The organism is Bacillus suaedaesalsae (assembly GCF_016890225.1).
Classification (GTDB): domain Bacteria; phylum Bacillota; class Bacilli; order Bacillales; family SA4; genus Bacillus_BS; species Bacillus_BS suaedaesalsae.
Genome location: NZ_JAFELM010000036.1, coordinates 63,915 through 83,289 on the forward strand (window position 1 = coordinate 63,915; position 19,375 = coordinate 83,289).

Sequence of the window (19,375 nt, forward strand, 5' to 3'; positions counted from 1 at the left end):
AATTGAAGGAAAACATGCATAAAATAGAAAAAAAGTGCTAAATACTAGCACTTCTTCCAGTGAGAAACGAGAAATAATTCTTTTTATATAACGTTGCAATTTTATTCAGGAGAAACGCTGGGATTCTTTTCGGAAATAATGGTAACGAATAATATTTCGTATAAGCCAATTTCAAATCCCCCCATTGGCTGCATTGTTTTCTTTGTCTAAATCTTGCTACATCAATGAGTATAATTTTTTCATCTTTTGTAATGAATATATTTCGCAAATGGATATCTGAAGGATTCAAACCTCGGTCACTAGCAAGTTTCAAGGCTCGGTCAATCTCGTTTATATGCCACGAGGTGATTTTTTTCCCTTTTGTTAAACAAGTGAATAACGTCATTCCTTCGATATAATCTATGACAATATAATTGTTGCCTTCTGCATATAAGCTTGGAAAATAGGCTATACCCTCTAACTGTCTATATATCTCAGCCTCTTCTTTTGCTATGACAACAAATTCAGGAAAGAAAATTTTTATGACTTTCTTTGTATGTTTTATTCGAAAAACAAAAGCACTTCTTCCTTCCCCAACATATTGTAAGGAAGGGTCAATATTGAGTAGTGTCATGGTGTCACCTTTTCGTGAAAACACAACACTTGCTGCAAGCTGTTCGTATGATTTCATGTGTTTCCCTCCAGGTTTGTGACAATACAGTATATGTCTTACATATAAAAAGAGGCACTTGACCTATAAAATAGAGTACAAATGTCTTATGGTCTATTGTACAACTTATTTCTTATTGGTGCCAGGCACCACCCGGATTTTGTCGAATTATCTTCATTGATTCCAAACAAAAAACCACGGTTTTTAGGCCGTGGTTTGAATTATATGTTATTGGTTTTGGGCTAAATGAAATTCTTTTTTAATTTTGGTAAGTAATTCTGGATTTGTTAATACGTCGTACGCTGTTAGTGCCATTGTTTTGGCACCAAGGATCATTCCTTCGCGGCCCATGTCGCTCATGGCTGCTTGTTGGAATCCTGGTGTGTGGCATGCGTGTTTTTCAGTTGTGATTTGGACATATGGGTGAATGGCAGGTACAACTTGGCTTACATTTCCCATATCAAGTGAACCTGTATCTCCTTCGCTTGAATAAATTTCTTCTGGGTTTACTCCAAGTGAGAGAAAATTTTCTGTAAATGTTTCAGATAGCTTGGTGTTTGTAATCATATCGTCGTATGAGAATTCATAGTTTGATATTTCAACATTTGCTCCTGTTGCTAGTGCTGCTGCCCTGGCACATGCTTTTACTTTTTCTACTACTTCATTTACATACGTGCGGCTGGATGCTCTCACATAAAACTGAGCAACTGCATAATCAGGTACGATGTTTGCAGCTTTTCCACCTTCCGGAATTATACCGTGAATTCTCACGTCAGATTTTACATGCTGTCTTAATGCATTGATGCTATTGAACGTCTGAATCACGGCATCTAAGGCGTTGATCCCTTCATGCGGGGCAGCTGCTGCATGTGCTGCTTTTCCGGAAAATTCAAATTGAATCGCATCCATTGCGAGTGAGCTTCCACTTTTTCGATAATGATCAAGTGGATGAACCATCATCGCAACATCTAACTCATTAAATACTCCAGCCTCTGCCATTGTAACCTTTCCACCACGAGTTTCCTCAGCAGGGGTTCCATACACGATCACCTTACCTCCCGTTTCATGGAGAACAGAACTAAGCCCAATACCCGCCGCAACAGCTAACGTACCAATTAAATTATGACCACATGCATGACCAAGACCAGGTAGTGCATCATACTCTGCCATAAATCCAATGGATGGACCAGGTTTTCCGCTATCATAAACTGCTGTAAATGCGGTCTGCAAATCACAAGTACCTATTGTTACATCAAAACCATGCTTCTGAAGTTTATCTGATAACACCTTACACGCCTTAAACTCCTCGTGCCCCAGCTCCGGGTTATTCCCGATATACACACTAATATCATAAAAATCACCTTTAAGTTCCTCAATTGAATCAAGTATTCTACTCTTCAAGTTCACCATGAACGACTCCTCCTCCATTTCAACCTTCTTTCCTTTATAGTAAAACAAACTACACCATTTAAGCTATTTATTTTCACTAAACAAACGTTTGATTAATACCTCACTTTCACACTTTAAAGGAGTGGGGGCCTGGCCCCCACTCCTTTAAAGCGTTAAAAAGCCCTGTTCACAGTTTATCGTGAACAGGGCTCCTGAGTTTATTATTTTAAACCTGCTTCAATCTCTTTCACCATTTCAGATACTGAGATTAAACCTCCACCTGAAAGGTACCAGTAGTTAGGGTCAAGGTACACTATGTTATCGTCTTTGAATGCGTTTGTTCCTTTTACTAAGTCATTATCAATTGTTTGTTTTGCAGATGATTGACCACCAACTGCAGCACTACGATCAATAACGAATAAGTAATCAGGATTCTTCTCAGCAATGTATTCAAATGATACGTTCATTCCGTGAGTTGAAACTTCAATTTTTTCATCAGCAGGCTTCACACCGAATACATCATGAATAATACCAAATCTTGAACCAGCGCCATATGCACTAATGTTTCCTTCGTTCGCTAATACGATTAAACCAGTTTTTCCATCGTTTGTAGCTTTTTCATTTAAAGCTTTAATCGATTTTTCAACTTTAGCAAGCTCTGTTTCTACTTCCTTTTCCTTACCAAAAATTTCACCTAATTGCTTAGAGTTAGCAGTGAACGATTCCATGTATTTAGAAGTATCTACACCCATAAAAATTGTCGGTGCAATTTCTTGTAAATCTTCATATAGGGCTTGTTGTCTTCCAGAAATAATAATTAAATCCGGAGCAATTTCACTAATCTTTTCAAAATCAGGTTCTTTTAAGCTTCCAACATTCTCATATGTGCTTTCTGTGAATTTTGAAAGATATTGAGGAATGTTTGCTTGAGGTACACCTGTTACTTCCACACCAAGCTTATCTAATGTATCTAGTACTCCAAAATCAAATACAACTACTTTTTCTGGGTTTTTCTTTACAGTTGTTTCTCCTAATTGATGTGTAACTGTAATTTCTTTTACTTCTTCTGTCTTTGTCTCATCTCCAGAAGCTGTAGCTGAAGCTGTTTCAGTTGTGTTCTTTGTTGTACTGCTTCCGCAAGCAGCCATGATCATTGTAAACGTTAATAGTAAAACAAAAAGCATCATTTTTTTCATTTTTTTCTCCACCTTTGTTTTTATATTTTATGAAAAATAAACTGCAATCTTCTTCTTATTAATCTCTTGAATATCAATATCCATATCATAAACATCCTTTAAAACAATCGAATCTATGATTTTATCTGTCACACCTTCTTGAACTACTTTGCCATCCTTTAAGGCTACAATGTAGTCGGAATAGCTAGAAGCAAAGTTAATGTCATGCAGAACGATTACAATCGTCTTACCTAACTCATCTACCATTCTACGAAGTACCTTCATAATTTGAACAGAGTGCTTCATATCAAGGTTATTTAATGGTTCATCTAAAAGGATGTATTCCGTATTTTGAGCGATGACCATCGCAATGTATGCTCTTTGACGCTGACCTCCACTTAATTGATCGAGAAACTTATGCTGCATATCTTCGAGCTCCATATACTGAATGGCTGCATCAATTTGCTCCATGTCTTCCTTCTTTAAACGACCCTGTGAATAAGGAAAACGTCCAAAGCTTACTAAATCCCGAATCGTTAAACGAATGTTAATATGGTTCGTTTGTTTCAAAATTGAGATTTTCTTAGCTAAATCATTACTTTTGTATTCGCCTACCTCTTTACCATCAATTAGGATCTCTCCCGTATCCTTTGAAAGAAGTCGACTAATCATTGATAAAAGTGTACTTTTCCCTGCACCGTTCGGACCGATAAAGGAAGTAATCTTTCCTTTTTCAATCTGAATTGATACATTTTCGACAACACGTTTATTTCCATATTGTTTTGAGACATTCTTGACTTCTACCATGATTTATTCTCCTTTAATAGTAGATAGATAAAGTACACTCCACCAATAAAGTTAATGATGACACTAAGAGTTGTTGAGAATGTAAATACTCTTTCAACAATCAGTTGACCACCAACTAAGGCAATGATACTGATAAGTATGGAACCTGTAAGTAAATGCTTATGCTGATGTGTTTTTAAAAACTCATGTGCGACATTGGCAACAAGCAAGCCTAGGAACGTAATGGGACCTACTAGCGCAGTAGATACTGAAATTAAGATAGCTACAACGATTAATAATCGTTTAACTACATAGTCATATTCGACTCCCAGATTAATTGCCTGCTCTTTTCCTAGTGATAACACATCTAGGAATTTCGTAAATCTCATTACATATACCATTACAGCTGCAACCGTGATAAACGAAATCAATAGAAGGTCTGTGTTAATGTTGTTAAAACTAGCAAACATTCTGTCTTGCACAACTAAGAATTCATTTGGGTCTATTAATACTTGCATGAATGTTGTAATACTGCCGAAAAAGGTTCCAAATATAATACCTACTAATAATAGAAAGTAAATATTTTGTCCTTCTCTCTTAAACAGGAACTTATACAACAGACCTGCAAAAAACACCATTAATAATACAGAAAGAAAAAAATTAAGGCTTGGGTTCATAACAGTCAAATTCATGGATCCAAATAGAAAAATTAAGAACGTCTGAATCAACATGTACAATGAATCTAAACCGATAATACTCGGAGTTAAGATTCTGTTATTGGTTATCGTTTGGAATATCATTGTAGAAAAGGCAATGACTGCTCCAGTTAATACGATTGCTAATATCTTTTCGGTTCGTCTTGGAAGTACATAGTCAATATTTGGACCTATATCAATAAAGAGAAAAATTGCGATTAATATAATGGATAAAATGGCTAATATAATGAGTTTCGCTGTTTTATGCATAAGCTTTTTTTCCCTTCAAGATGAGATACAGGAATATCCCACTTCCAATGACACCAACCGTGACACCAATTGGTATTTCATATGGATAAATAATGACTCTGCCCAGAATGTCACATAGTAGTACGAATATCGCTCCAATTAAGGCTGTATGTGATAAGCTGTTTTTCAAATTATCTCCCTGATACATGGTGACGATGTTAGGAATGATGAGTCCTAAAAACGGAATCATTCCTACAGTTAAGATTACTAGTGATGTGATCAATGCAACGATGATGAGCCCGAAATTGACTACAAATTTGTAATTGAGTCCTAGATTAATAGCAAATTCTTCTCCCATTCCAGCAATCGTAAACTTATTTGCATACAGATAAGCAATAATGACTAACGGAATCGAAATATAAAGTAGCTCGTATCGTCCCTGAATGCTCATGGAAAAATTACCTTGTAACCATGATGACATGTTCTGGATCAAGTCATTTTTATAAGCAAAGAAGGTTGTAATCGAGCTAATGATGTTACCGAACATTAACCCTACTAGTGGTATGAAAATCGTATCTTTGTATTTCACTTTATCTAGTATCTTCATAAAGATAAACGTACCTAATAAAGCAAAGGCAAAGGCAACAAGCATTTTCACAATAGGGCTAGCAGCTGTGAAAAGCATTAATGATACTAAGATTCCCAATCTTGCAGAGTCCATCGTTCCAGCAGTTGTAGGCGAAACAAATTTGTTTCGAGTTAGCTGTTGCATGATCAATCCACAGATACTCATACTCACGCCGGCAATAAGAATACTGACTAACCGTGGAAAGCGACTCACAACTAAGATTTGAAACTGATCTTCACTCAAATGAAAAAGGTCCAATGGCGAGATGCTTTTGACTCCGATAAATAAGGAAGTGAGTGATAATATTATTAGTAATATAAATAGATATCTCTTTTTCATAACTCTATCCTTCCATTCGTATGTACGTTTCTCGAAATCCCTTTCATTTTTTTGCGAAAGAGAATCATTATCAATCAACTGCAAAAAAAATAGATAAAGAGAATCATTATCAATGATAAACAAAAAATAATAAGGTTTGCACAACCCCAATACAAATGATAATCATTCTTAATTAATCCGTCAATACTTATTTATAAAAATACTTGTTACAACAAGTATTTTTATAAATAAGTATTAGCTTAGGTTTTTTCTAATTTTGTCTAATACACGTAAACACGTTGCCATATCTTGGTTTGTAATACCTATACTTGCTTCACTAACTGTTTTGCTGGCATTGAATAAAAGTGAATTCATCATGTCTTTGGATGCATCGGTTAAATAGATAATATTCGTTCTACCATCTGTCGGGTGTGATACTCTCTTAACAAGATCCCGCTTTATCATATTGTCAATTAATCGTGATGTACTAGGCTGGTCCTTCTCATTAATAATCGATAATTTTTGCTGTGTAAGTCCATCCTCTTCATATAATCGAAACAAGACTTGCCACTGCTCATGTGTGACAGGAAGTCCATCCTTCCTGAAATTTTGATTTAAACGGTTTGTGATTAATCTACTTGCATGAAACAACTTATATCCTAATGATTCATCTAATTTATATTTCTTATAATCCATTTCATACCAACCCCATTAATAAATTATTTATATTATACATTCTCCTTTCACATATAGATATATGAGTCGAAAAACTCCCCATAAAATTATCTTTAATTAAAAATAAATCATTGACGAATTCAAAATACTGTCATATAATTTATCTCATAATCATATATCTTGAATTAAAGATATACAAATTAAAAATAATAAAAAGGCAGGTAATAAACTATGACAGTTTCAAATTGGGCATTAGACGCAAGTCACAGCAGTGTAGATTTTTCAGTAAGACATATGATGATTGCACAAGTAAAGGGTTCTTTTAACGAATTCTCTGCTTCTATCTCTGCAGATCCACAAGATTTAACAACAGGTTCTATTCAATTTAATGTTGAATTAGCAAGTGTTGACACACGTAGTGAAGATCGTGACAACCACCTACGTTCAGCTGACTTCTTTGAAGTTGAGAAGTATCCTACAATGACTTTCTCTTCAACAAACATTGAAAAAGTTGATGAGGATGAATACAAAGTAACAGGAGACCTTTCACTTCACGGTGTAACTCGCCAAGAAACATTTACTGTAACGTATGAAGGTACTGGTAAGGATCCATGGGGTAACGAAAAAGTAGGTTTCAGTGCAGAAGGTAAATTAAACCGTAGTGACTATGGTTTAACTTGGAACGCTGCATTAGAAACTGGTGGAGTTCTTGTTGGAGACCAAATTAAAGTATCTCTACAAATCCAAGCTGCAAAGGCATAATTTATCATGCAAATGGCTAGTACCTTCTAAAGGTGCTAGCCATTTTTTATTCCCCTCACGCTTGCCAGTGCCACTGAATACAATGAAGTATTCTACTTGGATTTGGTGGTGTTTTTTCATCATGAAGCTTCCTACTATTCTATCTGGCCCAATTTTGCGAAAGGTAGATTCTACCGGTATTCACATTTGGTTAGCAACAAGCTTTCGCCTACAAATGAAGGGTGAATTATATCAAATTCATCAAAAAGAAGATTCAACTTATTCCTATCAATTACTAAGTAATCACAGTGAAGTGAAAACGATTCATTTAGGAAAAAACCTATATATGAATCTAGTAAAAATATCACCTGTTACCAAAAGCTTTCCTTCCGATGTTTTACTAGGTTATAACCTTCTGTTTAGTAACGGTACGAAAGTTTTTGATTTAAGTGATTATGGTCTTCTTACACCGAACTCTCCAGATTCAATCGTTTACGGTGAGCTTCTCTATCCTTCTTTTTTTATTAATAGCAGTGAAAACTCAACTCTATTATATGGTTCATGCCGGAAGTTCCATGGAAAAGGTAATGACACGCTAGTTAGTGGTGATCTCCTTCTCCTGGAAACATACCTTGATTTAGAAAAACGGCCTCACTCTTTATTTTTATTAGGAGATCAAATTTATGCAGATGATGTAGCAGATCCGTTATTTTCAATCATTACAAAATTAAGCAAGAAGTTAATTGGAAAACGTGAAGTTCTCAGTAATCTCGACCAGCGATTAAAGGATGAACCCTTTTCCACCAGTATCAATCAAATTAACGGACGACAATTTATTATGAAAAATTTTTGTTCCTTTACGTCAAGTAGTGCACAAAATCATCTAATGAAGTTTGGTGAATTTGCAGCGATGTACTTGTTGTCGTTTAGTCCAGCACTATGGGAATATCTACAGGCAAACAACATGTACCCTACTTTCGAAGAGGAAGTGGCTAATAACAACGTTTATTATATGTTCCCAAACACAGAACCCTATGCTTCAGAGAGGCTTAAGGAACATCAAAAGCTCGAGGCACGCTACAATGAGCACTGGGAAGACATTCAATCTACCATTACAAATTTTACGAATGTTAGAAGATTACTAGCCAATACGCCAACATATATGATATTTGATGACCATGACATTACAGATGATTGGAATCTATCTGCAGATTGGGAAACACATGTATCTGAATCACCTCTAGGCAGTCATGTCGTTACAAATGGTCTTGCTGCCTATTGGGCATTTCAAGGGTTCGGAAACTCACCTGAAGATTTTGATGCCAGCTTTCTTCGAACGATGACGAGATATTTTAAAAAATTTACGGTTAACTCCTCTACTTATCATCAATGGAAGGAGCTTTTAACAAACTTTCAATCGTGGCATTTTGTTGCACCAACCGTTCCTAAAACATTATTTCTCGATACGAGAACGAGAAGGGATTTTGACTTCATTCCAAAGCCTATAAAAATTGGAAATATGATGGAGGAAAATTTACGTGGCCCTATTCTCATTAGTGATCATGGATGGCATGACTTAACGAAGAGCTTAGTAAAAAGCGGCTGGAGAGGAAATCAACCACTTGCCATTGCTTCTCCTACTCCTTTGTATGGAATTGGGTTAATTGAATCAGTATTGAATTCATATGTGTACCCTATGCGTGCTCTCGGGATACCAGTTGACCATGCTTTAGATTATGAAGCCTGGAAATACAACGGGAAAGGTTTTAGTGAATTTTTACGTCACATTTTCACATGGAAACCAAGTACATGTATTATCCTTTCAGGAGATGTCCATTACGCCTCTTCATTAAGAACGACCGTACAATCACAATCGGGCGAAGAAGCAACGATACTTCAATTCACAAGCAGTCCCATCAAAAACATGAGCTTCGCAGGTATTTGGGGATTTCTAATGAAAAGTGCAATATGGTTCAACACATTAAAGAGGAAAAAGAAAAACCTTCAACGTTTTTGTATGAATGACTACCAAATGATGCTCCAAAATAAAAACACGAAAACTCCCCTCCTTTTTCATTGGAAGGAAACGATTAAATATTTATCCACGAGTACCGACTCTATTATTGAAACGAATAACAATATCGGACTACTCAGTCTCACTGAACACTCAGCACAAAATTCTTTATTATCGTATAGAGACTTTGAGAAACATGAGACCGCTTTTGATGTTGTTACACTAAAGGATGGGGTATAAAGTCAACCTAGTAAGATTAGTGTCAATGGTTCACAAAGGCTTAGAGATATACGCTTCTAAGCCTTTGTTCTCAGTAAGTTGTATAACATTTTCTTTTTACTATAACCTCTTACACTACTTCTAGAACAGATAACTCTTTATAAACAAGCTGACTGTCTATAGACAAAACCTCTTTTGGTTTTGGACCAAACCACTCAAGTGAGGCATCAAGGTCCCTTATTAACGGTAAAAGAGTGCTGTAATCAACAGCCCCTTCGAATAGATGCGTCATCCCTACTCTTGATCCATACGCAGCATACACGTTATTAGGTTCAAAGACAGAGAGCTGATTTCTAGAACTAATATTCTTTAAATGAACATGTGAGATAAACGGCTTTAGCTTTAAAAAAGCCTCCACTACATCACAACCAGATTCCCAGACGTGTAGGGCATCAAAATTAATCCGTAGTGCAGGATGATCGACTTCTTCTATAAGCCGAAGAGTAGCAGGAACTGAGTCTGCAAGTGTTGACGGATGTGTCTCAATTACAAGCTGTTGACCATATTGGTGAACATATTGTGCAGCAAACTTCAGTTGCTGGGTAACTTCTTTATACATCTCTGGTGTTACTTTTTCACTTCCAATTTGTCCGGCAAAAACCCTTAACTTAGACGAATTAAATGTTTTGCCCAGCAATGATAAATCTGCTATATGTTCCTTCATCACATCAAATGAGTCTGTGAAGGGAACATATCCACTAATCATGCTCACTGGCAAACCATTATCGTTAAACAGGTTGTGATTGTTCCATCCTTCTTCTACTAAGTGCTTGGCATGGATTCCCCACATTTCAACTCCTTGAAAACCGCACTTACTTGCCCATTCAACTAATTCATGAATGGAAAACAGATGATGGCGGAACGAAATTGTACAAAATGAAAGCTTCATGTCATCACTTCCTCCATTCTATCTATTGTGCACGTACTTGTTCGCATAGTAGCCACTTGTTATAGCAATCTACTAAACCTTGTTTTATCTTAAACTCTCGTGCATTCTGTTCATCTAACTTGTTTTGGATAAGTGGTATCTGATTATAGTCACTAGTCATGGCGAGTTTCATAGCCCGGTATTGAACCGTTGTGTATCCTTTAACGAGTAGTTCAATCTCGTCACACCATAATTCAAATTCCATTTCTTCCATACTAATTTTGTTTGCAAAGTAGGCAAAGGCATGCTCATAGGCATATTTACGGATTGCCAGCACTGGTAGCTGCTTAAGAGCATTACCTAACTCTGACAAGTGATGCTTTCTATCTCCAACTGTATAAGCCTCAATAATAGAGCTGACTGCTTCTGTCATAGGATTATAGCTTCTCTTTAAGCATGTATTAAAATACGCTTCAATCGTCTCGTTCGTAGGTTGATTAATTTCTTTTGCATCAAAATAGTAGCCTCCTTTAACAGAAGGCTCCCTAATAGCTGCTAAGATTCTCTCCTTTGGCAAGGCTCCCTCCCATCTAAAATCAGGATCAAACATAAACCACTCTTCGGGATCATCAGTAGTCTCTAGCATGACATAATGAGGAAATGGACTTTGGTGAAACTTATTTTCTCGCTCAGGTAACTTTGAGAGATCGAGCATGACCATTACATGACGATAGGATTCCTTCTCTTCCATCATCTCAACAAGCTTTTCTATATTTTGCTGCTTTGATATACTTTCGTCATACCATTTCTTAACACGTATCCCATACAACAGTTCATACCATTTACAAAAATAATCGTGACTAATGTTTTCGGAATGATATGTAAGCTCCATTTTCTCTGTGATATCAAAGTCTGCATCCCACACACCAAAGTAGTAGGGCCTGTGATCTACATCTGTTGCCTTTTTTATGACCTCACACACGCAGCTTACGAAACAATGTACTTTGATCATGCCACTCCTCCATCAACCAAACTCCTTCTATCTTTTATAAAATCTATTAAGCTCGCTACAGTCTCAAAATCTTTTGGATTTAATGTATGATCAGGAATCGTTACTCCAAGCTTCAACTCTAAAAGAAGTATAAGTTGAAGTATCATAACAGAATCTAAATAAAGGTCCTGATTAAGTCGAGCTTGTTCTGAATAGAGAGAAAGGGTTTCTATATTCAGCTCAGTTTGTAAGATTTCATAAATAACATCGTTAATTTCTTGTCGATTCATACTCCATCTCCTTTACTAGTTTCCTACTGATTTTCCCGTTCGGTAGAGTGGGTATATAATCTACTTGATGAAACTGGATAGGGATTTGATGTGGTGCTAGACGCATTTTGCACCACTCTCTCAGTTGGATAGGATCAATCCTTTCACAAGCAGTAAATGTCACGCAAACTCGTTCGCCAGCAAAAGAATCTGCTTTTTTATACACAACCGCTTCCTCTACTCTTGGTTCTTGTAATAAGACATCTTCAACTTCCTGTGGATATACATTCAAGCCGGCAACATTGATCATATCGTCCATCCTACCTAATAAACAGAGAAGTCCGTCCTCATTGACATATCCGATATCTTTTGTATAGACAACTGTACGCCCTAGTTGAACTACTATCTCCTTTGGCTGCTCCTGTTTCCCCGTCTCTACTATAAGATGTGACAAAGGTAAACCCATTTCAGAGGGATGACTTACATCCGGATGAATGGAGATACACCCGACCTCTGAACATCCATATTGTTGATAAACATGGGTACTAGCCCTATGGAGTAATGAGAACCAAGAATCTGGAAAGAACATTCCTGAAGTCATCACAGCATGAATTCTTTGCTTTGAAGGAAGCAACTGAACAAGTGTATGTATGAAAGTTGGGCTACCATATAAGACATGCTTAGGATATTCCTTACATTTGTTAATCGTGTAATGAGGATAAAGATTCGTAATGATCACTGGTTCTACATTTCGTTTGAGTGCAGCTAACACCCCACTTATTAATCCAAAGGAATGCGTAATTGGACATGTGATAAGTGGTGTAACATCCACACCAAAGGGAAGCTGTCTAACATAGCTATCAAGCTCCTCTTCAATGGACTGCCATGAACGTTCTATGCACTTTGGCTCCCCAGTTGTTCCAGAACTCATTTGTACTAATACACCCGATTGTTCCTCTAGATCATTTGGTAAATATATTACTTCTTCCAAGGAACCATACAATAAGAGATGACAGCTTGCTTTTTCTGCCTGTCGAAGGGCTGCCTCTTTCGGTGTGGATGGATGAATCGGTGCGAGTGATCCTCCTTTTTCCTTTATATATAAGCTGAGTGAAATAAAATGGAAGGGATGAGTTAGACAAACCCCAATTCTTTGGTTAGAACATTTTTTAAGAGCATCTAATTGATCAAAGGTGCAAAATAATGCTTCAACATCTTCACTAGTAAAATAATCATCATTTATATACAACAAGCCTTTTTCCTCCTTACAGTGTGGCAAATGGATTCGAAATTACATGGCGAAATTCTCCTTTTTCTCTATGTAATTTCTTTGCTAGTAACGATTCTGCATAAATGTTTCCTTTTTTATATCCAATCGCAGCATGCCTTCTCCTCATCTCTGGAAATCGTGCAAGATGGGATTCTATTGCCGAGTCCACCATGCTCAATTGGTTACTTTCCGAAACGCCGTAGTAATGTTCTATGAGCATCATGAATTCCGAGAGATTAAAAACAAATAATGTATCCATTAAAAGTTCTCTTAAAGCTTCAATAGAAGACATCCAATATGCTTCATCATCCTTTGCCTCCTTGTAAAAAGGATGAAGGTCTCTAAAATTCGGCTTATTATGTGGGTGAAGTAAAAATTCCTCGTTGTATTCTATGCTTTCATGAAAATCTCGCAGAATTATTCGCACTGGCCAGCCCTCACGGTGAACAAGAATCATGTTTTGCGCATGTGCTTCTACAGCTATACCGTGGCAGGCTAGTAGGTGCCAAGTAGGAACAATTGCCACATTAATAAGCTGCATGATCCAAGCTTCCACTCCATAGTCATTTATCCAATCATTTATAAAGGGGCGACTGTCTTCTTCCATTAGCGAAATAGCAGTGAACGGTATTGCCTTCTCACCCTCTTCCAAACATGAGCTCACACTTTGTCTCCATATGACGTTAAGCTGATCTAATAAATATGATTGAATTTCGGGAGAATCTTTTAACACCACACCTCCATACTCCTCCAGTATGCTGAGTCTTGCTTCTACGCTTAAATATTCATCACTTTTAATAATCGTTCGAAGCCATGTTGAAATAGCTCTTGCTGAGTAGATGGAGTGAACAGGTATGGTTCGTTGGGAAGATGTGTTAACCATGTTTATCGGCAGTTTGACAAATGCTTTTCTATTATTGGTTTCATTCCAAAGAGTACGAACTGATTGAGTGGCCCGATATCGGTCTCCAACTTGACCGAGCGGTATGATTTCCTTCTTCTTTAGTAATTGAATCATATTTTGATCACTCAGTAGCTTCTTCCACTGCCAAGGATGGACAGGGAAAAAGATATAGTTCTTCACGCTTCCCCCTTTATCACGTAGCATCCGTTGTAACTGTTGTAAAACACTTTCTCCTAACTCATCTCTCCAAAAGGATTCCTCATTAGCTGCCAAAAGCTGTGCCTTTTCCTTTTCTACTGCAATCCACTGCAGTTGAAATGAATGCCCATATTCTGGACCGTACATCTGATGGTCCTGCAGTGAGAAATTAGTTCGTGCTTTAAAGCATGGATGATAAGGATGGCCTTCTATGACAGCTGATTCTAACTCTTCGTAGGATAGCAATCTTCTATTTTTAATTTTTTTATAGTACTCACTTAATACTATTGTCTGCTCCAACTCTTTCAGTAACTGGCTCTTCATATACTCATCACCTGGAAGTTCATGAACAATTTTTTGTAGCATTGTCTTCTCTTTATCTTTGTCTAGGTTGTTCGCTACTTCCTTTAACGACTTAATATTTATACTATAGCGATCAAAGGCTCTTTTCCTACCTTCAACGGAAAATACTCTGCTTTTCCCATATATGTTAAACTGCATACTCCCATCAACCTTACATTCTTCTTCCACAACCAGTAAGCATTCAAAGAGTATTGCCTCTACTAATTGACGAATCACTCTAGCCTCTGCTGCACTATGAATTTCCTGAGCTTGCTGCATAGGCATGCTCCCTTCTCTGACTGCTATGATTTTGAAGAGGATTAGGAATGGTTGTGTATACAGCCTGTTCTAGATTTGCTGTCAACTCATCTACATTATGCAAGCTTGTGAGTAGATTGGCTTTATATGCCAGCTCTTCATTCGTTAACAGAGCTTGAATTAATTGTTTGCCCACTCCAGATAAATCCTTTTGTAAGACAGCCAACTTATCACATACACACTCTACTAAGTCTGTTTCCTCTATTAATTCATCCACTCCAAATCTATGAATAATAGAGAATAGATGATTTACAATCATATAATAAGTAAATCGTTCGTTAATAATCGTCTCATCATAAAATAACTCTAGTGTTTCCTTCAAACTTGGTTCATATGATGTTAACTGTTTCTTATAACGAGTTGATAAATAATAGCCTTGATTATCTCGGTAATAAAAAATCGATGGATATCCATCTTTTGAAATCGACAAAATACTATTTTGCTGATGTGCTTCTAAAGCAATACCATACTGATCATAAAGCTGGAGTAGCGGAATGATTACACAATCAAAATATGTGCTAAACCATTTCAAACTTACCTCCTTTAGTGAGGTACCTTCTGAGTGAGATATGTCTTGAATCAGGTTCTTAAGTGGTGAACTTTGTCCTGGTAATGGTTCCTGCACTAAGGCCGCTATTGATATTCCATTTGCATCGTCCTGAAACACATTTTTTCGCAAAATTAGTTCAAATCCTGATTCTTTTTGCTTTGGGAAACGAACCGTCAAATATGCTGGATCATCAATGACTTGGAAAGAAGGATAACTTTCCACAAAGTCAATGGTACGTATTAATTTACTCATGATAACCCCTGCTTTTAGTTCACTCATTTTGTTCACTCGCTTAGAATTTGTGATCTTCACTGGAATAGAAAACTTTAACATCCACTTTTTTTCCTGATGATAGACAGTTCGAATTGAAGAAGTGGGTACTACGTAACAACCCGCTAAACCTATATTCGTAATAAGTCCTTCTTTCATTGCCTTCTTAACTGATGGTTGATGAAGCAGCCACTGTGCTTGAAGTGGATGAACCGGAATATAGATGTCATCATGCAGAGTGAGATCTTCATCTTCTAGAAATTCTTGAATCAATATACTAGGAGCCAAAAGCTCTGCTGAATCCTCTTCAATTAAGGAGCGGTCTATACGAAAATAGTACAATTGAAAGCGTCCACAAAGTTCAGGTGAGAAGAGCTCATGCTGCCAATCACTCATGCCTTGACGGCTCTTGGGTGTTGGATGCAGCCAATGTCCAAATAATAAGGATTGCTCTGTTTCTATAAAACTGGCATGTGGGCTATACATATAATGCGAGTCATTTTTCCTTCTCGTAATAAATAGTTCCATTAGTTGAAGGCTGTTTATTAAGCGAAGCGTCAGCTCCTCGTATTTGGAATCAAACTCAAGCACACATTTATTTGTTTTCTGTAAGTGAAGCTCATAAATGAAAAGGAGCATCATAGACAGGTAGTTTTCTTGTTTCCAACTTTTTTGTTCATTCGAATACTTAAAAGCTGTACCAAATGTATGTCTTCCAGTTTCAGACTTATAGTTAACTTCAATTGCATAATGTAGCTTTTGGTTCGGTAATGTAATCTCAACGATTTCTTTCCCTGTTATATGTTCAGGCACTATATTGCCTAGAATCCAATCTTCTCTTTTCAACCACCTACCCTTATCAACTTCTCTCAAATATCCGTTCGTAAATGCTTGAAATGAAGCAAATTCAGCAATTTGTCTTGGAGACTGTTGCATGATAAACCTTCCTTCCTTGGGTCTATGGTCCTAATAGATGAGAACTATTCTCAGTGAAAAACAAAAAAAATATAGATGTTTTATTATGAAGATGGTTCTTATTTTCATAAGAACCATCTTCACAGTAGTTTTATTCACCTAATAGAATAGCTTGAATTTCCTTTAGACCTTTTTGCCTTTCGATTGGATCCCAAAAGCCCCATGTTGTTGAGAGGGTATGTACATTCTTATTTTTAACAGCTGTTAGATTATTCCAAACTTCACCTTGTGTGACAGTATCGTAAAACTCACCACTATTAAAATAAGTGACATCAATAATATGATCAGGATTGTACTTTGCAAGTCCTTCAATGGATATATTTTCGCCAAAATCGTTTGGAAGCCCTTCTGCAGGAGTTAGCTGTAAATCCTCAAATAATAGGGAGTTCGTTGCATGATTGATTAAGCCGTACACACGGATATCCTTTTTATTGATTGCTACTGCCATGAACTTCTCTTCCCCAACTTTTTCTTTAATATTCTTACCTATCTCTGCTGCTTCTGTCTCTAAGTCCTTAATAACCTTTTTACCTTCTTCAAGTTTCCCTACTGCTTCGGTTACCTTAAGATGATCTTCCTTCCAATCTCCTCCAACCTCAACTACCACAGTTGGAATTGTTTCAGATAATTGGTCATACAAAGGTTTGTACCTGTCACTAATAATTAATAAATCAGGATTTAATTTAACTATTTCTTCCGGGTTAATTTCATCTGCATATGGCAATGGTGTTACTCCTTGTAGTTCCTCTACTAAATGTGGTGGAAACTCATTATCATAAGCCATCACAGCAAATGGTTTTACGCCTACTGATACAAGTGATCCCTCCCATGATACATGCGACAAAAGGATTACCTTCTTAGGATCTTTTGGAACTTTCGCTTCACCATACAAATGCGAAACAGTTATCGTGTCATTTGCATCTTCCTTTTCATCCGATGTGCCTTGGCTTACCTCAGTGGATTTTGTGTCATTTTCTCCACTGGATTTCATTGAATTATTACCGCAACCGGCTACAAAAATTACCGTGAGCAGTAGAATACTTAACATACTTAATAAGTTTTTCATGATTATCCCCCTGAATGTGAATGATTTTCATTATCAATGATAAGTATTATCAATTAGAATGAACATAGCCATTTTCAACAACTTGCATGGACATTCTTATCATCCAGCTAATCACTCAACATGTTTGGTAAAAAATTGATAAAAATCATGAATCATGTGCTTACGCCCAAGCGGTCCCCATGGGTCCCACTCCAAACTATTCGGAAAGAAGACTTTCTTTTGCTCGGAAGCCTTTAACCTTTTCCATTGTTCCGTTGAAGTAATTTTTTGTACATCACATTCGTGACTCCATAAGATTAATATGTAATCAGGATTTATATTGCAGAGTTCTTCAAGACTAATTGTGACATAATAACTTTCCGGTACCGAAGGATGTGGAGTAAAGCCCAGCGTCTGGTAGAAAAATTGGACAAAGGCATGATGATTTCGCCCATATAAGCGAATTTCATTTTCCCGAATCCAGATGATTACCCACTCCCCGTTTCTCATTTTAGAGGATAAGCACCTTTTTAAGTTATCTTCAAGCTGCTCTATTTCACCAATAATACGTTTTACTTTATACTCCATTCCAAACAGTAAAGCCAGCTCTTTTAAATAACCTTCCCAGTTTGAGTGTTGTGGAATCGAAATTAAATTTGTTTGCTGTGTCCATAATGAGCTCTGCTCATTACTCGGATGAAGAACTGTTTTTATAATCACGTCAGGATGAGATTGTATTATTTCATCCCGATTAAATGGCTTTTCTGCATTCAATAAGTATGTGCCTTCTAGCTCCTCCACTAAGTATGAGGGTATTCCCTTTGTTAATGGGTATGTAGTTGGATAGGCTGGAGCCGCAACAGGTTGAATACCTAGTGCTACCAAACAATCTTGTAAAAAAAGTTGACTGACAACGGCTACTTTCTTTTCTCTTCTTTTAATGAACTCCGCCGGAGGTATTCCTACATGTTTTTTAAAGAATCGACTAAAATAAAATTCATCCTGAAGACCAATTTGGTGTGCTATTTCCTTTAATGTCATATCAGTTCCCTGTATTAAAAGCTCTTTAGAACGTCTTACTCTCTCTTTATTCATGTACTCCTTTGGTGTTAAGTTCATTTTCTTCTTAAACGCCCGGGTAAAGGAAGTAGGCGTCATTCCAACTTTCATGGACAGCTCACCTATCGAAACACTTTCGTAAAGGTGTTGTTTTATGTAGATAGCTACTTCCTCTATTCCATCTACTGCTGATTGATCCGTTACAACTTCAAAGAGGCTCCAGATAAGTTGATAATATCTGCATTTTTCTGAGATGGATGTTGCCTGTTGCAGTTTTAATAGCTCTTTCCACGTTGGGAGTATTTTCACCTGTGCTACTTCAGCAAAACAGAAACCATCCGTAATCGTTAAAGATGAAAGTAAGTCCTCTCCCATGTCTAGTTTGTATATCGTTAACTTTGATACCGCAGTTATCACTTCTGAAGTTCTTACTAGTTTTGTCATGCCTCCTTTAAGCTCTTCCACGACATCAAAGTGAGAAAGCCAACCTGTTCCTTCAACGATGTAAATTAACAATCTGTCACTACATAAAGAATTCAGTGTATACTGCTGACCTCTTAGTATCGTTAAGCAATCAACCCGTGTGAAAGTTGCTGCTTTCTTTGTTGTGGACAAATAAGTCACCCTCTTCATTTAAAATTTATTGACAAAGTTAGGAAATAAATAGTAGATTAGTAGTCATCAATGGTGAAAATGATAATCATTTTCACTAAAAAAA

Annotated in this window: 17 protein-coding genes; 2 read left to right on the top strand and 15 right to left on the bottom strand. The window is 36.9% G+C overall.

Annotated elements, in window-relative coordinates:
- Window positions 1-37 precede the first annotated feature (37 nt).
- From JR050_RS14740 to JR050_RS14770, 7 genes are all read right to left on the bottom strand, one after another.
- Window positions 38-670, bottom strand: coding sequence for a protein kinase family protein (locus JR050_RS14740; protein ID WP_204204266.1), 633 nt, complete (start codon window positions 668-670; stop codon window positions 38-40).
- A 207-nt stretch (window positions 671-877) separates the two neighbouring features.
- Window positions 878-2,059: a M20 family metallopeptidase gene (locus tag JR050_RS14745; RefSeq protein ID WP_430392890.1), complete on the bottom strand. Its 1,182-nt coding sequence runs from the start codon at window positions 2,057-2,059 to the stop codon at window positions 878-880.
- Window positions 2,060-2,259: 200 nt separating this feature from the next.
- On the bottom strand, window positions 2,260-3,234 hold the full coding sequence (locus JR050_RS14750; protein WP_204204267.1) for a siderophore ABC transporter substrate-binding protein: 975 nt from the start codon (window positions 3,232-3,234) through the stop codon (window positions 2,260-2,262).
- 27 nt (window positions 3,235-3,261) lie between these two features.
- Complete coding sequence (locus JR050_RS14755) at window positions 3,262-4,020, bottom strand: iron ABC transporter ATP-binding protein (RefSeq protein WP_204204268.1); 759 nt, start codon at window positions 4,018-4,020, stop codon at window positions 3,262-3,264.
- Complete coding sequence (locus JR050_RS14760; RefSeq protein ID WP_204204269.1) at window positions 4,014-4,964, bottom strand: iron chelate uptake ABC transporter family permease subunit; 951 nt, start codon at window positions 4,962-4,964, stop codon at window positions 4,014-4,016. The genes JR050_RS14755 and JR050_RS14760 overlap by 7 nt, the downstream gene beginning before the upstream one ends.
- On the bottom strand, window positions 4,957-5,910 hold the full coding sequence (locus JR050_RS14765) for an ABC transporter permease (RefSeq protein ID WP_204204270.1): 954 nt from the start codon (window positions 5,908-5,910) through the stop codon (window positions 4,957-4,959). The genes JR050_RS14760 and JR050_RS14765 overlap by 8 nt, the downstream gene beginning before the upstream one ends.
- A 234-nt stretch (window positions 5,911-6,144) precedes the next feature.
- Entirely contained in the window at window positions 6,145-6,585 is a 441-nt protein-coding gene (locus JR050_RS14770; RefSeq protein WP_204204271.1) for a MarR family winged helix-turn-helix transcriptional regulator, read from the bottom strand.
- Window positions 6,586-6,795: 210 nt separating this feature from the next.
- Between JR050_RS14770 and JR050_RS14775 the strand changes: the two genes are divergently transcribed.
- On the top strand, window positions 6,796-7,326 hold the full coding sequence (locus JR050_RS14775; RefSeq protein WP_204204272.1) for a YceI family protein: 531 nt from the start codon (window positions 6,796-6,798) through the stop codon (window positions 7,324-7,326).
- A 121-nt stretch (window positions 7,327-7,447) separates the two neighbouring features.
- On the top strand, window positions 7,448-9,559 hold the full coding sequence (locus JR050_RS14780; RefSeq protein WP_204204273.1) for a metallophosphoesterase family protein: 2,112 nt from the start codon (window positions 7,448-7,450) through the stop codon (window positions 9,557-9,559).
- A gap of 109 nt (window positions 9,560-9,668) precedes the next feature.
- Here the strand turns inward: JR050_RS14780 and JR050_RS14785 are convergent, their stop codons facing one another.
- The 8 genes from JR050_RS14785 to JR050_RS14820 all read right to left on the bottom strand — a co-directional run bounded on the left by JR050_RS14785 (window position 9,669) and on the right by JR050_RS14820 (window position 19,272).
- Window positions 9,669-10,487, bottom strand: a complete 819-nt coding sequence (locus tag JR050_RS14785) for a sugar phosphate isomerase/epimerase family protein (RefSeq protein ID WP_204204274.1) — start codon at window positions 10,485-10,487, stop codon at window positions 9,669-9,671.
- A 22-nt stretch (window positions 10,488-10,509) separates the two neighbouring features.
- A complete protein-coding gene (locus JR050_RS14790; RefSeq protein WP_204204275.1) occupies window positions 10,510-11,478 on the bottom strand; it encodes a DUF6005 family protein in 969 nt (322 codons plus the stop codon).
- Complete coding sequence (gene asbD, locus JR050_RS14795) at window positions 11,475-11,747, bottom strand: petrobactin biosynthesis protein AsbD (protein WP_204204276.1); 273 nt, start codon at window positions 11,745-11,747, stop codon at window positions 11,475-11,477. Before asbD ends, JR050_RS14790 begins: the two co-directional genes overlap by 4 nt.
- A complete protein-coding gene (locus JR050_RS14800) occupies window positions 11,728-12,978 on the bottom strand; it encodes an AMP-binding protein (RefSeq protein WP_204204277.1) in 1,251 nt (416 codons plus the stop codon). The genes asbD and JR050_RS14800 overlap by 20 nt, the downstream gene beginning before the upstream one ends.
- Before the next feature lie 13 nt (window positions 12,979-12,991).
- Window positions 12,992-14,719 carry an IucA/IucC family protein gene (locus JR050_RS14805; protein WP_204204278.1) on the bottom strand — a complete coding sequence of 576 codons (1,728 nt, stop codon included), beginning with the start codon at window positions 14,717-14,719 and terminating at the stop codon, window positions 12,992-12,994.
- Complete coding sequence (locus JR050_RS14810; RefSeq protein ID WP_204204279.1) at window positions 14,694-16,514, bottom strand: IucA/IucC family protein; 1,821 nt, start codon at window positions 16,512-16,514, stop codon at window positions 14,694-14,696. Before JR050_RS14810 ends, JR050_RS14805 begins: the two co-directional genes overlap by 26 nt.
- Before the next feature lie 130 nt (window positions 16,515-16,644).
- Entirely contained in the window at window positions 16,645-17,619 is a 975-nt protein-coding gene (locus JR050_RS14815) for an ABC transporter substrate-binding protein (RefSeq protein WP_204204280.1), read from the bottom strand.
- Window positions 17,620-17,730: 111 nt separating this feature from the next.
- Entirely contained in the window at window positions 17,731-19,272 is a 1,542-nt protein-coding gene (locus tag JR050_RS14820; protein ID WP_204204281.1) for an AraC family transcriptional regulator, read from the bottom strand.
- Window positions 19,273-19,375: the final 103 nt, after the last annotated feature.

What these genes read in the sequence shown, in the direction of transcription:
- JR050_RS14740 (WP_204204266.1), bottom strand. Translation starts at nt 670, where the DNA reads ATGAAATCATACGAACAGCTTGCAGCAAGTGTTGTGTTTTCACGAAAA.
- JR050_RS14745 (WP_430392890.1), bottom strand. Translation starts at nt 2,059, where the DNA reads ATGGTGAACTTGAAGAGTAGAATACTTGATTCAATTGAGGAACTTAAA.
- JR050_RS14750 (WP_204204267.1), bottom strand. Translation starts at nt 3,234, where the DNA reads ATGAAAAAAATGATGCTTTTTGTTTTACTATTAACGTTTACAATGATC.
- JR050_RS14755 (WP_204204268.1), bottom strand. Translation starts at nt 4,020, where the DNA reads ATGGTAGAAGTCAAGAATGTCTCAAAACAATATGGAAATAAACGTGTT.
- JR050_RS14760 (WP_204204269.1), bottom strand. Translation starts at nt 4,964, where the DNA reads ATGCATAAAACAGCGAAACTCATTATATTAGCCATTTTATCCATTATA.
- JR050_RS14765 (WP_204204270.1), bottom strand. Translation starts at nt 5,910, where the DNA reads ATGAAAAAGAGATATCTATTTATATTACTAATAATATTATCACTCACT.
- JR050_RS14770 (WP_204204271.1), bottom strand. Translation starts at nt 6,585, where the DNA reads ATGGATTATAAGAAATATAAATTAGATGAATCATTAGGATATAAGTTG.
- JR050_RS14775 (WP_204204272.1), top strand. Translation starts at nt 6,796, where the DNA reads ATGACAGTTTCAAATTGGGCATTAGACGCAAGTCACAGCAGTGTAGAT.
- JR050_RS14780 (WP_204204273.1), top strand. Translation starts at nt 7,448, where the DNA reads ATGAAGCTTCCTACTATTCTATCTGGCCCAATTTTGCGAAAGGTAGAT.
- JR050_RS14785 (WP_204204274.1), bottom strand. Translation starts at nt 10,487, where the DNA reads ATGAAGCTTTCATTTTGTACAATTTCGTTCCGCCATCATCTGTTTTCC.
- JR050_RS14790 (WP_204204275.1), bottom strand. Translation starts at nt 11,478, where the DNA reads ATGATCAAAGTACATTGTTTCGTAAGCTGCGTGTGTGAGGTCATAAAA.
- asbD (WP_204204276.1), bottom strand. Translation starts at nt 11,747, where the DNA reads ATGAATCGACAAGAAATTAACGATGTTATTTATGAAATCTTACAAACT.
- JR050_RS14805 (WP_204204278.1), bottom strand. Translation starts at nt 14,719, where the DNA reads ATGCAGCAAGCTCAGGAAATTCATAGTGCAGCAGAGGCTAGAGTGATT.
- JR050_RS14810 (WP_204204279.1), bottom strand. Translation starts at nt 16,514, where the DNA reads ATGCAACAGTCTCCAAGACAAATTGCTGAATTTGCTTCATTTCAAGCA.
- JR050_RS14815 (WP_204204280.1), bottom strand. Translation starts at nt 17,619, where the DNA reads ATGAAAAACTTATTAAGTATGTTAAGTATTCTACTGCTCACGGTAATT.